This is a genomic window from Corynebacterium falsenii, from assembly GCF_020099275.1.
GTDB lineage: Bacteria > Actinomycetota > Actinomycetes > Mycobacteriales > Mycobacteriaceae > Corynebacterium > Corynebacterium falsenii.
The window spans coordinates 517451-531303 of record NZ_CP083646.1; the positions used below are offsets into that span (position 1 = coordinate 517451).

Below are 13853 nucleotides of genomic sequence, written 5' to 3' on the forward strand. Positions count from 1 at the left end.
GGAGCACCTCCGTGATCGACGATCACCTCACCCCCTCACCGACCGGTCAGCTCATCGACTCCGAGGGCGTCGCCCGACCACCGTGGGCCTACCGCAGCGATGCAGAACTCGACTACTACGACAACGAGTGGGGCCGCCCCGTCATTACCGAGCACGGCCTGCTGGAGCGCATCACCCTGGAAGGATTCCAATCCGGCCTGTCGTGGGCCACCGTATTGCGCAAGCGCCGCGATTTCCGATCGGTGTTTTCTATGTTCGACGCCACCAGGATCACCGCCATGACCGAGTCCGATAGGGAAACAGCCCTGTCGGATGCACGGTTGATCCGCAATCCGCAGAAACACCGGGCGCTGTACGTCAATGCCCAGGCCACCGTGGAGTTGCGGGACGATCCGGACTATCAGAAGCTCCCCGCAGATGCCCCGGCCTACCGAATCCTGGGCGGCGCTGCGGAGCGCCTTGCGCCGGGGTTGCCCGTGCTGGTGTGGTCTTTTGTCCCAGAGGTCGAGCAGCGCCCAGCGTCGCTGGAGGAGATCCCCACAACCTCGCCGGAGGCGAAGGCGCTGGCGAAGGCGCTGAAGTCCCACGGATTTAGCTTTGTGGGCCCCACCACCTGTTATGCGTTGATGCAGGCCATCGGGATGGTCAACGATCGGGTCGATGAAGGGGAGGGCTCAGCTGCCGGGTGCTGACCGGCAGCGGGGGGAGTGCATGTTTCGAGCATGTTAACTACGGCTGGATCTATGGCTGTGGAGTATGCAACGGGGCTCTATGCGATTAAAGTGCTTATCAAAATGTGAGTAATGCATCCCAAAGATGAGTTGCCTGTGAGGGTCGCGCGTCGTTCGTTCATCCGACTCAGGAAATAAGGCTCACCTAATTTTGCTGGTAACGGTCGCTAGGGTCACTCTAGTTACCTGTCCCAACGGCGATCGTGATCTGAGTCCGCACAGTCCGTGTTTTTGAATCAGATCACAACCGCTACGGCAAAATTATTTGCATATACACAACGCCGCTGTTTTTGTGACGAGAGTAAGGCCACAGATCATGAATAACTACCCAGCACGCCAGGGTCTCTATGATCCGCAATTCGAGCATGATGCGTGTGGTGTCGCCTTCGTGGTGGACATGCATGGCCGCGCCAGCCGAGACATTGTGGATAAGGGCATCCAGGCACTGGTCAATCTGGATCACCGCGGCGCCGCAGGTGCCGAGAAAAACACCGGCGACGGCGCGGGCATCCTTATTCAGATCCCTGACCGCTTCTACCGCGAAGAAATGGCTGCTCAGGGCATCGAGCTGCCGCCCGCAGGCCAGTACGCCACTGGTATCGCCTTCCTCCCGAACTCGCGCATGGCGGCCCTCGAGGCCGTCCGCGATGTCGAGCAGATCGTCAAGGAAGAAGGGCTGAAGCTCATCGGTTGGCGCGACGTGCCAGTCGACGATTCCTCCCTAGGCGCCATCGCCCGCGATGCCGAGCCGCTGTTCCACCAGCTCTTCGTGGCTTGCGACGACGAGAACGGCAAGCCCCTCGAGGGGCTTGAGCTGGACCGTCGCGCATGGTTCGTTCGCAAGCGCGCCGAGCGCGAGCTGGGCCGCCGCGGCGCAGGCTCCGGCTCCGGTGGCGACACGGTGTACTTCCCGTCCCTGTCCTCCCGCACCGTGGTGTACAAGGGCATGCTCACTACCCCGCAGCTCCGCGAGTTCTACCTCGACCTGCAGGACGAGCGCCTGGAATCCGCCCTGGCGATCGTGCACTCCCGCTTCTCCACCAACACCTTCCCCTCCTGGCCGCTGGCTCACCCGTACCGCATGCTCGCCCACAACGGCGAGATCAACACCGTGCGCGGCAACGAGAACTGGATGCGCGCCCGCGAGTCCCAGATCCACTCCGAGATCCTGGGCGACCTCGACCGCGTGCTGCCGATCTGCGACCCGGATGGTTCCGACACCGGCCGTTTCGACGAAGCGCTAGAGCTGCTGCACCTTGGCGGCCGCAGCCTGCCGCACGCCGTGCTCATGATGGTTCCGCAGGCATGGGAGCGCAACGAGAACGTTGACCCCCAGGTCCGCGCCTTCTACGAGTTCCACTCCACCTTCATGGAGCCCTGGGACGGCCCGGCTGCCCTCGCCTTCACCGATGGCACCATCATCGGCGCCACCCTGGACCGCAACGGTCTGCGTCCGGGACGCATCTGGATCACCAAGGATGGCCTCGTCGTCATGGCGTCCGAAGCCGGCGTGTTGGACATCCCCGATTCCGACATCGTGGAGCGCACCCGTGTGGAACCCGGAAAGATGTTCCTAGTCGATACCGCCCGGGGCTGCGTCGTCAGCGATGAAGAAATCAAGGAAAAGCTGGCTTCCCGCCCGTTCCAGCAGTGGGTCGATGACAACCTGGTCCGCGGCGACGAGCTCCCCGAGGCCGAGACCATCGAAATGAACCACGAGCGCACCGTGCTGCGCCAGCGTGTGTTCGGCTACACCGAGGAAGACATCGAGACGCTCGTGCGCCCGATGGCTGCCGTCGGTGCCGAAGGCATCGGCTCCATGGGTACCGATACTCCCATCGCCGCTCTGTCCAACCGTCCGCGCATGCTGTACGACTTCTTCGCGCAGCGCTTCGCCCAGGTCACCAACCCGCCGCTGGATAGCTACCGCGAGAAGATGGTGACCAGCATGTTCACCCACCTGGGTGCGCAGGCCGACCTGCTCAACCCGGGGCGCGACGCGGCACACCGCATCCACCTGGATACCCCGATCATCCGCAACCAGCTGCTCGCCAACCTCAAGGGTCTTAGCGAGTACAAGAAGTATGGCGCCTTCAAGACCGTCACCATCTCCGGCCTGTACCCGGTTGCCCACGGCGGCCGCGGCCTCAGCCAGGCCATCCAGCGGGTGCGCCGCGAGGTGTCCCAGGCCATCGCCGACGGTGCCACCATCGTGGTGATCAGCGACCGTGAGTCCAACGAGCGCCTGGCGCCCATCCCGTCGCTGCTGCTGACTTCTGCCGTCCACCACCACATGGTCAATGAGAAGACCCGTACGTGCGCGTCCTTGGTCGTCGAGACCGGTGACGCCCGCGAGGTCCACCACATGGCCATGCTGCTGAGCTTTGGTGCGGACGCCATCAACCCGTACATGGCTCTGCAGACGATCCACGACCTGGCAGCCGAAGGGCGCCTTGGTGACGTCGACGCCGAAACCGGCGAGGATAACTTCATCAACGCCGCCACCACGGGTGTGCAGAAGGTGATGTCCAAGATGGGTATCGCCACCGTGGCCAGCTACCGCGGTGCGCAGCTCGCCGACGTCACCGGCTTGCACCAGAACCTGCTGGACGAGTACTTCACGGGTGCCTTCAGCCCGATCTCCGGCATGGGTCTGGAAGAGATCGCCGGCGACGTGGCTGCCCGGCACCGCGAGGCCTTCCTGCCCCGCCCGGAGGAGCAGGCTCACCGCGAGCTGGAAATCGGCGGCGAGTACAAGTGGCGCCGCGAAGGCGAGTACCACCTGTTCAACCCGGAGACCGTATTCAAGCTGCAGCACGCCACCCGCACGGGCCAGTACCGCATCTTCAAGGAGTACACCGAGAAGGTCAACAACCAGTCCGAGCGCCTGGCAACCCTGCGCGGCCTGTTCAAGTTCAACTCCAACCGCCCGCCGGTGCCGATTGAGGAAGTGGAGCCGGTCAGCGAGATCGTCAAGCGCTTCGCCACCGGCGCGATGAGCTATGGGTCCATCTCCGCCGAGGCGCACGAGACGCTGGCTATCGCCATGAACCGCCTCAAGGGCATGTCCAACTCCGGTGAGGGTGGCGAGGATCCTGCTCGTTTCGAGCCGGAGGCCAACGGTGACTGGAAGCGCTCCGCCATCAAGCAGGTCGCATCCGGACGCTTCGGTGTGACCAGCCACTACCTCAACAACTGCACGGACATCCAGATCAAGATGGCCCAGGGCGCAAAGCCCGGCGAGGGCGGCCAGCTGCCCCCGCACAAGGTCTACCCCTGGATCGCCGAGGTGCGCGTGACCACCCCGGGCGTGGGCCTGATCTCCCCGCCGCCGCACCACGATATCTACTCCATCGAGGACTTGGCTCAGCTCATCCACGACCTGAAGAATGCCAACCCGGATGCGCGCATCCACGTCAAGCTCGTTGCCGAGCAGGGCGTGGGCACGGTCGCCGCCGGTGTGTCTAAGGCGCACGCTGACGTGGTGCTCATCTCCGGCCACGATGGCGGCACGGGCGCATCCCCGCTGACCTCGCTGAAGCACGCCGGCGGTCCCTGGGAGCTCGGCCTGGCCGAGACCCAGCAGACCCTGCTGATGAACGGTCTGCGTGACCGCATCACCGTGCAGTGCGACGGCCAGCTCAAGACCGGCCGCGACGTTGTGGTGGCAGCCCTGCTGGGTGCCGAGGAGTTCGGCTTCGCGACCGCCCCGCTGGTGGTCACGGGCTGCATCATGATGCGCGTGTGCCACCTGGATACCTGCCCGGTGGGCGTGGCTACCCAGAACCCGGACCTGCGCAAGCGCTACAAGGGCCAGGCCGAGCACGTGGTGAACTTCTTCAAGTTCATCGCCGAGGAGGTGCGCGAGTACCTCGCCGAGCTGGGCTTCCGCAGCATCGAAGAGGCCGTGGGCCACTCCGAGTGCCTCACCGGCGGCTCGATGGCCGTGGAGCACAAGACCGCTGGCAAGCTGGATCTCAGCCCGATCTTTGAGCGCCCGGACAGCCCGTTCATGTTCCAGGACCTGCACTGCACCAAGGAGCAGGACCACAGCCTGGACAAGGCTCTGGACAACCAGATCCTCGCCGACGTGGAGGACACCATCCGCGAGGCAGCCAAGGGCAACGATGTGTCCATCACCCGCAGCTACCCGATCACCAACGTCAACCGCACGGTGGGCACGATGACCGGCTCGCTGATCTCCCGCGTGGCTGGCCGCGAAGGCCTGGCACCGAACACGGTGAACCTGGAGTTCACCGGCTCGGCCGGCAACTCCTTCGGCGCCTTCACCACGCACGGCATGACCCTGACCCTCAATGGCGATGCCAACGACTACGTGGGCAAGGGCCTGTCCGGTGGCCGGATCATCATCCGCCCGTCTGAGGACAACGCTTCCGGCGACGCCTCCACGGATGTCATCGCCGGTAACGTGCTGGGCTTCGGCGGCGTGGAAGGCGAAATGTTCATCCGCGGCACCGTGGGCGAACGCTTCTGCGTACGTAACTCTGGCCTGACCGCAGTGGTCGAGGGCATCGGCAATCACGGTTGTGAGTACATGACCGGCGGCCGCGTGATCGTCCTCGGCAAGGTGGGCAACAACTTCGCGGCCGGTATGTCCGGCGGCATCGCCTACCTGCTCGATGACGGCACGGACGTGGAGAGCCGGATCAACAAGGATCTGGTGGACATCGAACGCATCACCGACGAAGAAGAACTGCACTGGGTGGAGGAGACCATCGCCACCCACCGCGAACTCACCGGATCTACTGTTGAGGTAGATGCGGCCAAGCTGATCAAGATCATGCCGCGGGATTACGCCCGCGTTCTGGATGCCATCGCGCGTGCAGAAGCTGCAGGATTGGACAAAGACGGCGTTGCCGCCGCAATCATGGAGGAAGTGAACTAATGGCTGATCCACGCGGATTCCTTAAGCATGGGCGCGAAGCAGCAGCACACCGCCCCGTTCCCCTGCGCCTCATGGACTGGAACGAGATCTACGAAGACTTCGCAGATGACAAGGTCCAGGTGCAGGCCAGCCGCTGCATGGACTGCGGCATCCCGTTCTGCCACGATGGCTGCCCGCTGGGCAACATCATCCCGGAGTGGAACGACCTGGTTCGCCAGGGTCGCTGGCGTGAGGCTTACGACCGCCTGCACGCCACCAACAACTTCCCCGAGTTCACCGGTCGCCTGTGCCCCGCCCCCTGTGAGGGCGCTTGCGTGCTGGGCATCGGCGACGACCCGGTGAACATCAAGACCGTGGAATACACGATCATCGAGCACGCCTGGAAGCAGGGCTGGGTGGAGCCCATCAAGCCGACCTTCCAGACTGGCCAGAAGGTCGCCATCGTCGGCTCCGGCCCGGCCGGCCTGGCCGCAGCTCAGCAGCTCACCCGCGCGGGCCACGAGGTCACGGTGTTCGAGCGTGCCGACCGCATCGGTGGCCTGATGCGCTACGGCGTGCCCGAGTACAAGATGGAAAAGAAGTGGATCAACCGCCGCCTCGAGCAGATGGAGGCCGAGGGCACGAAGTTCGTGACCGGCGTGTCGCCGACCGGTGATGACCTCAAGGGCTTCGACGCTGTTGTTCTGGCCCTCGGTTCCACCATCGGCCGTGATCTCCCGGTCACCGGCCGCGAGCTCAAGGGCGTGTACCAGGCCATGGAGTACCTGCCCGCCGCCAACCACGTCACCGAGGGCGACCGCGAGGTTTCCGAGATCGACGCCAAGGGCAAGAAGGTCGTCATCATCGGCGGTGGCGACACCGGTACCGACTGCTTCGGCACCGCCCTGCGCCAGGGTGCTGTCTCCGTGACGCAGTTCGACATTGGCCCCCGCCCGCCGAAGACCCGTGGCGCCAGCACCCCGTGGCCGACCTACCCGCGCGTGTGGCGCGTGGCCAGTGCCCACGAGGAAGGCGAGTACCGCGTGACCGGCAACGAGTCCGCCGACGAGATCGCTGCTCTGGGCCTCGCCGAGCGCACCCCGGGCGACGAGCTGGGCGTGCGTAAGTTCAGCATCAACACGGTCGAGCTCACCGGCGACGGCGAGAAGGTCACCGGCCTCAAGGGTGCTGAGTGCCGCAAGGGGGAGAACGGCTTGGAGAACGTGCCGGACTCCGACTTCGAGATGGATGCCGACCTGGTGCTGCTGGCGATGGGCTTCGTGTCCGTCGAAGAGACCCCGGTGGTTCGCGACCTCGGCATCGAGGTTGACGAGCGTGGCCGCCTGGTCCGCGACGAGCACTTCCGTGCCACCGCCACTTCCCCCGAGTTCGCGGACGTCCCGGTGTTCGTGGCTGGCGACGCTGGCCGTGGTCAGTCCCTGATCGTGTGGGGCATCTCCGAGGGCCGTTCCGCAGCCGCCGAGCTGGATCGCGTGCTCATGGGCGAGACCGCTCTGCCGAAGCCGATCAACCCGACCGACGTGGCAATGCGCGCATAGTTCGCCTCATTTGAGCTCTTTTGAGCTCTGCAGGGCCCCGCTGATTCCTCAGCGGGGCCCTTTGCGCTGCGCCTGCGCTGTTTCTGCCCGGTGTGGGGGTGTGCTTGCTCGGTGCTTGCGCGGTACTGGCGCGGTGCGGGGCTGTGCTGGTTCTGCGTTAGGCAGCTTGGCGGAGCTAAACCGCTAATGTAGCAAGTTTGCAGCGAAATTGTTGACGTTATTGCACGTTTCGAGGGGTAAAAACGGCCCCTTCGGTGGTTAATGTCGCTGCACATTTGATACAGGCTGCTGCGGTCATGCGACGAGCTGGAGGTCGCCACGACGGTCTAACCAGACCAATGCTTCGCGCCCGAAACCCCCAGCGCCGCACTCCACTCGGCCGTTCCGCACCCCCGCACCCCCGCACCCGCTGCCGCACTCCGCTACTTCATCTTCCTCGTTGATCCTGCGCTCCAACAGGCGGTGATAAGCTACCCGCCATGACCGTCGCTGCATACCTAGGCCTTCTTGGCGCATGGCTGATCGCCATCATGTCGCCTGGGCCCGATACGGTGCAGCTCCTCCGCCTCGGCTCCCGCTCACGCCGCAACGCCGTCCTGGCTGCGGTGGGTATCTGCACCGGCAACGTTATATGGCCGGTCGTAACCATGCTGGGCCTCGCAGCCCTGATCGCTACCTTCCCCTGGATTCTCACGATTCTCTATCTCGGCGGTGGCGCCTTCCTGCTGCGCATGGGGTTCGGCGCCTTCCGCGGCGGCCGCGCCGACCTGCGTACTCGCGCCTCGGTGCCGGTCCCTCGCAGCGATGCTTCTCCCGCCGTCGACCCCACGCCGGCCACCACCATCCCCCATCTCAACGACGCCCAAGCCTGGCGCCTCGGCCTCGCCACCAACCTCTCCAACCCCAAGGCTCTGCTGTTCTTCGGCTCCGTCTTCGCCCAATTCCTCCCCGTCGGCATCAGTATCCCCGAGCGCATTGCTGTGCTGGTCATGATGACCGTCTCCGGCCTGGCCTGGTTCAGCAGCTTCGCCTACCTCGTCTCCAACCCCGCCTGGTCCACGCGCCTGAAGAAATTCAACCCGTGGATCGAGATCATCGCGGGCATCGTCTTCATGATTCTTGGCGGTTTTCTGGTCGCCGAGGGCATCCACCGCCTCCTGTGATGTCCCGCCGGTGAATACCCTTCTGAAATCTTCCACCTGCTCTTTTCGCCGCTGATTCACCCCTTTGCCTCCGTGACTGCTTGGGGCGACACCCGCCCCCGTGGGAAGCTGACACTGGCTTTTATCGCCTGGCTCTATCAGTTTCGTGGAAAGTTACATCATGGATACGTGGGAACCGACGCTATCGACCGGCCCCCTCCTAGGCATCGCGGTGATCGCGGTGGCCGTCATTCTCGTCATGGTCATCCGCTTCAAGATCCATGCGTTTGTCACCCTCATCAGCGTCTCTGCGCTGACGGCTTTGGCGGCCGGCATCCCGTTCGAGAAGGTCGTCCCCACCATGACCGAGGGCTTCGGCAAGACCCTCGCGTCCGTCGCCCTGCTGGTTGGCCTGGGCGCGATGCTCGGCCGGCTGGTGGAAAACTCCGGCGGTGCGCAGTCCCTCGCGGACGCCCTTATCGGCCGTTTCGGCGAGAAGCGGGCCCCTTCAGCTCTCGGCGTCGCCTCGCTCATCATGGGCTTTCCCATCTTTTTCGACGCCGGACTGATCGTCATGCTTCCAGTCATCTTCGCGGTAGCTCGGAGGCTGAACGGCCCCATTTTGGCGTACGGAATCCCAGCCGCTGGTGCGTTCTCCGTGACTCACGTTTTTCTTCCCCCACACCCGGGGCCGGTGGCTGCTGCGGAATTTTTCAAGGGAGACATCGGCCTCATCCTCCTCATGGGCCTCATCGTCGCACTGCCGACGTGGTATCTCTCCGGCTACCTGTGGGGACAGTACCTCGGTAAGAAGTACCCGCTCCCGGTTCCCGAGTTGTTGATCGGCACCAAGGCCGAGGATGACGACCTGCCGAAGGCGCCGGCCTCGGCGGGTCTCATCATTGCGATTCTTCTGCTGCCGATGGTGTTGATCTTCGGCAACACCGGCATCAATACCGCGGCGTCGGCTGGGTGGATCAATGGCGATGTCGCCTGGGCCAGGTTTCTCCAGTTCCTGGGGCAGACGCCGATCGCGCTTCTGCTCACCACGTTGGTGGCCATGGTGTTCCTGGGCACCCGGCGAGGCGTGTCCCGCGAGAGCATCGAGAAGGCCATGGATGGCGCATTGGGTCCGATCTGCTCGGTCGTGCTGATCACCGGCGCGGGCGGCATGTTCGGCGGGGTGCTGCGTACCTCGGGTATTGGTGACGCCTTGTCGACCTCTCTGGAAGGGCTTGGAATCCCCGTCATTGTGGCGTGCTACCTCATCGCCGCCTGCCTGCGCGTGGCACAGGGCTCGGCCACCGTGGCGCTGACCACGGCTGCCGCGTTGATGGCTCCGGCCGTGACCACAGGAGATTTCAGCGCGCTGCAGGTGGCGTTGATCGTCATCGCAACCGCCGCAGGATCGGTCATTGCCTCTCACGTGAACGACTCGGGATTCTGGCTGGTCGGTCGCCTTATGGGCATGGACACCGCCACGACGTTGAAGACCTGGACGGTCAACCAGACGCTCATCTCCGTCATCGGCTTCGCCATCGTCATGGTGCTGTACGGAGCGTCGCTAGCCTTGTAAGCCTATGGATGCTGCGAGCCTGGTTCGTCCTCGTGCTGGTTCCGAAGCCAATCAATCATCTCATCCGTGATCAACGCGGGGCTGGCGGCAATGTCAAAGGCTCGCCCGGGTTCGTCGGCCTGCAGGGTCTCGAGCGTATCGAGCTGGGAATCCAGCAAGGCCACAGGCATGAAATGCCCCACGCGCTGGCTCATCCGCTCCAGCAGCAACTCACGAGTGCCATCGCAGTGCACGAAGACGGCATCGGGGCACAGTTCGCGGATGCTGTCGCGGTAGCTGCGCTTCAGGGCGCTGCAAGCCACCACGCCACCGCCGGGGTGGTCGGACAGCCACTGGCCGACTGAGCGCAGCCAGGGCCAGCGGTCGTCATCCGTTAGGGGAATACCGTGGGACATTTTCTCGACATTCGCTGGCGGATGCAGATCGTCGCCGTCAATGAACGGCAGTCCCAGGCGATCGGCGAGAGTGACCCCCACGGTCGATTTCCCTGACCCGCTCACCCCCATGACCACTACACAGTGAGGTGCCGTCTGGGGCGAAGCATCCGAATCAGCGTGCATAGTCGTGATCCTAACACCGGCACCGGACAGTGCCTGGGGGTGGCTGTCTCCGACCTGCGTAGAATGGCCACCATGCAGCTACCCGAAGTACCCATCCGAGACGGGGAGATCCGCCTCGGTCAATTCATCAAGCTGGCCAACCTTGTCGAGACGGGTGGCATCGCGAAGGAAGTCATCGCGTCCGGTGCCGTCCTCGTCAACGGGGAGGTTGATACGCGCCGCGGCAAAGTTCTGCGGCCGGGCGACGAGGTTCAGCTGATCGATCTCGACTCTGGTGAGCCCATGGCGGGCGCGACGGTGGGGAGCATGGTGGCGTCGGATATGAACGGCGAAGCCGGTGATCCGGATGACCTGGGCGAATACTTTGACGAAGCCACCGCCGACGATGACTTCGACCCCGAAAAATGGAGGAACATGTAATGCCAGCAATGATTGCGCACCCCGGAATGCCCGTGTGGCAAACGCTCATCACCCGTGACCTCGGCCAGGCTAAGGAGTTCTACGGGCCGCTGTTTGGGTGGGAGTTCCGTGACGACGACCCCAGCTATGCCGTGGCGACGAAGGAAGGCATGCCGGTCGCCGGGATCATTGCGAACCCGGACAGCCCCGGCACACGGTGGGGGCTGTACTTCCACGCCGAGAACGTTGAATCCGCGCACGAGGCGGCGCTGGCCGTGGGAGGACAGTCCGGGCTCGCGCCGACGCCCACGGACGATGGCGCGGTGCAATCACTGCTGATGGACCCGACGGGCGCGATTGCGTCGCTGCGGAAGGGTCCGGATGAGCAAGCAATCATGGCCGCCGGCGAACCGGGCACGCCGGTGTGGTTCGAGCTGGCCGTGACGCGCAATTGGGATGAGACGCTGAAGTTCTACCACGAGCTGTGCGGCTTCGATGTGAAGCTGCAGGGCGGCGGCGAGGGGCAGCGTTATGCCACCGGCGACGTGGAAGGCTCGCCCGTTGTGGGCTTCTGGGAGCGCGTCGGCAACGGCCACCAGCAGGGGGAGGAAGTCCCCGGCATGTGGACGATCTCTTGGGGTGTGAGCAACCTCAGCGAGGCCCTGGAGAAGGTGAAAAACCACGGCGGGCTGGTGCTGCAGGTCGACAACGCAGGTCACGAGCCGGCGGCGCTGATCCAGGACGTGGCGGGGGCGCCGCTGCAGCTGGTGGAGGTGCCGGAGTTTGAGCCGGCTGAGGACGATGTCCACGAGCCGGATCTCTTCGCCTAGAGGTTTACGTTCTCGCGGCGGCGGGGGCTACCAGATGGTGACGCGCTGATCCTCGTCCAGCCACATGGCATCGTCCTTGGATACGTCGAATGCCTCGTAGAACTCCGCGATGTTGCTGGAGACTACGTTGCAGCGGAACTCCGCGGGAGAGTGGGGGTCGATGGAGGCGTACTGCGCCGCCATCTGCGGGCGGATCGCGGTCTGCCAGATCCGGGCCCAGCGTAGGAACACGCGCTGCAGGGCGGTGTACTCGGTGGTGTCCGGGTTGCCGTCCGCATCCTCGAGGCCCTCGACCGGCAGCTTCGGTGCGGACTCGAAAGTCTCTCCGTGATCCGCGAGGTAGCGGCGCAGGGCGACGATGGCGATGCCCAGGCCGCCGAGGTCACCGATGTTCTCGCCCAGGGTGAACTTGCCGTTGACCTTGTGGTCCGTGATGCCACGCTGCGCGAGGCCGGTGGGGACCAGGCCGTCGTACTGGGCAACCAACTTGTCGGTGAGCTCGGTGAAGGCGGCGCGGTCTTCGTCGGTCCACCAGGAGTTGAGGTTTCCGTCGCCGTCGTACTTGGAGCCCTGGTCGTCGAAGCCATGGCCGATCTCGTGGCCGATGACCGCGCCGATTGCGCCGAAGTTGCCGGCCATGTCGGCCTGCGGGTCGAAGAACGGCGGGCGCAGGATGGCGGCGGGGAAGGTGATGTCGTTTTTCACCGGGTTGTAGAACGCGTTGACCGTCTGCGGCGTGGCGAACCACGTTTCATCGTCGGAGGGCTTGCCCAGCTTGTTGACCTCGTAATCATGGTTGAATTCCGTGGCAGCGCGCACGTTGGCCACGAGGTCCGCCCCGGAGGCTCCGAAGCTGAGGCCGTCGAAGGAACGCCACTTATCTGGGTAGCCGATCTTGGCCTGGAACTTCTCCAGCTTCGCCAGCGCCTTGTCGCGCGTGGTTGGGGTCATCCACGGAAGGTCGCTGATGCGCTCGCGGTAGGCACCGATGAGGTAGTCCACCAGCTCCAGCATCTTTTCCTTGTATTCGGCGGGGAAGTGCTCGGCCACGAACTTCTTGCCGACTTCCTCGCCGATCTGAGATTCCACGAGCCCCACGCCACGCTTCCAACGCGCCCGCTGCTCGGTGGCGCCGGAGAGCGTGCGGCCATAGAACTCCCAGTTGCGGCGGCCCACTTCTTCCGGAAGCAGCCCTGCGCGGGAGGTCACGACGTGCCAGTAGGCCCACATCTTCCAGGCATCGAGATCCTCGTTCTGGGCCATCTCGGCCACGTGATCGAGGTAGCTGGGCTGGCTCACCACGATGATCTTCCCACCCGCCGAGTCCGTGTCGATGTGGGTGGCACGCAGCCACTGCGCGAACGGGAACCCGGCCGGCAAGTCGGACACGTCCGTGGGGTTGTACGTCTTGTCCGCATCGCGGCTGGTCACATTGTCCCAGTGGCCCTTGGCCAGCTGCGTTTCGAACTCCATCACGGCCTGGGCCGCCTCTTCCGCGGAAGCATCGGCGAACCGTCCGGGGCGTTCCTGGTCGGAGACGAGCTCCAGCATCTCCGTGATGAAGCGCTGGTATTCCTCGCGCGTCTGCTGGTGCTGATCTTCCCGGTAGTAGGCCTCATCCGGCAGCCCCAGCCCGGTCTGCACCAGGTAGGCGCGCTCGATATCCGAGCCGGAATCCTTCTCCACGAAGTACCCCACCACGCCACCAACACCGGTGACATCCAGCTCGCCGAGCGCCACCGCGAGTTCCTCAATGGAGCTGGCCTCGCGGATCTTCTGCAGGTCCGCATCGAGCACGCCCAGCCCGGCCTGCTCGATACCGTCGACATCCATAAACGAGCTATATAGTGCGCCCACGCGCCCGTCCGGCTCGTCCTGCGCCGCGGCTTCAATAATCGTGCGCACGTCCTTCTCCGCGCGGTCGCGCAGCTCGTGGAACGTGCCATCGACGGGCCGGTCGTTGGGGATGGTGTGCGACCCCAGCCATGCGCCGTTGACGTGGCGGTAGAGATCCTGCGCCGCGCTCACCGCGCCGGTTGGTGCCTCGGAGATGTTGTCGGGGATGGTCTTGTCGGTGTTGTCAGTCATGATCCCCACCATAGACGGCACTGTGGACAACGTCTTTTACTCCGACGCCACCACGCGCCCCAACCTCCATTGACCAGCGGTGA

Annotated in this window: 9 protein-coding genes; 7 read left to right on the forward strand and 2 right to left on the reverse strand. The window is 64.5% G+C overall.

Annotated features, from left to right (window positions below; translation table 11 throughout):
• The first annotated feature begins 14 nt into the window (after nt 1-14).
• The 5 genes from LA343_RS02470 (at nt 15) to LA343_RS02490 (ending at nt 9893) form a co-directional block, all read left to right on the forward strand.
• Complete coding sequence (locus LA343_RS02470; protein WP_025401782.1) at nt 15-692, forward strand: DNA-3-methyladenine glycosylase I; 678 nt, start codon at nt 15-17, stop codon at nt 690-692.
• Nucleotides 693-1047: 355 nt separating this feature from the next.
• The gene (gene gltB, locus LA343_RS02475; protein ID WP_025401783.1) at nt 1048-5637 is read left to right on the forward strand and encodes a glutamate synthase large subunit; all 4590 of its coding nucleotides are present in this window, start codon (nt 1048-1050) and stop codon (nt 5635-5637) included.
• On the forward strand, nt 5637-7175 hold the full coding sequence (locus LA343_RS02480) for a glutamate synthase subunit beta (RefSeq protein ID WP_025401784.1): 1539 nt from the start codon (nt 5637-5639) through the stop codon (nt 7173-7175). The genes gltB and LA343_RS02480 overlap by 1 nt, the downstream gene beginning before the upstream one ends.
• 479 nt (nt 7176-7654) lie before the next feature.
• Nucleotides 7655-8338 carry a LysE family translocator gene (locus LA343_RS02485; RefSeq protein WP_025401785.1) on the forward strand — a complete coding sequence of 228 codons (684 nt, stop codon included), beginning with the start codon at nt 7655-7657 and terminating at the stop codon, nt 8336-8338.
• A 160-nt stretch (nt 8339-8498) separates the two neighbouring features.
• A complete protein-coding gene (locus tag LA343_RS02490; protein ID WP_025401786.1) occupies nt 8499-9893 on the forward strand; it encodes a GntP family permease in 1395 nt (464 codons plus the stop codon).
• A gap of 2 nt (nt 9894-9895) precedes the next feature.
• Here the strand turns inward: LA343_RS02490 and LA343_RS02495 are convergent, their stop codons facing one another.
• Complete coding sequence (locus LA343_RS02495; protein WP_025401787.1) at nt 9896-10399, reverse strand: gluconokinase; 504 nt, start codon at nt 10397-10399, stop codon at nt 9896-9898.
• Between the two features lie 126 nt (nt 10400-10525).
• Here LA343_RS02495 and LA343_RS02500 point away from each other — a divergent pair, with 126 nt between their 5' ends.
• Complete coding sequence (locus LA343_RS02500; RefSeq protein ID WP_025401788.1) at nt 10526-10873, forward strand: RNA-binding S4 domain-containing protein; 348 nt, start codon at nt 10526-10528, stop codon at nt 10871-10873.
• On the forward strand, nt 10873-11682 hold the full coding sequence (locus LA343_RS02505) for a VOC family protein (protein ID WP_025401789.1): 810 nt from the start codon (nt 10873-10875) through the stop codon (nt 11680-11682). The genes LA343_RS02500 and LA343_RS02505 overlap by 1 nt, the downstream gene beginning before the upstream one ends.
• Nucleotides 11683-11709: 27 nt before the next feature.
• Here the strand turns inward: LA343_RS02505 and LA343_RS02510 are convergent, their stop codons facing one another.
• Complete coding sequence (locus LA343_RS02510) at nt 11710-13770, reverse strand: M13 family metallopeptidase (protein ID WP_025401790.1); 2061 nt, start codon at nt 13768-13770, stop codon at nt 11710-11712.
• Nucleotides 13771-13853: the final 83 nt, after the last annotated feature.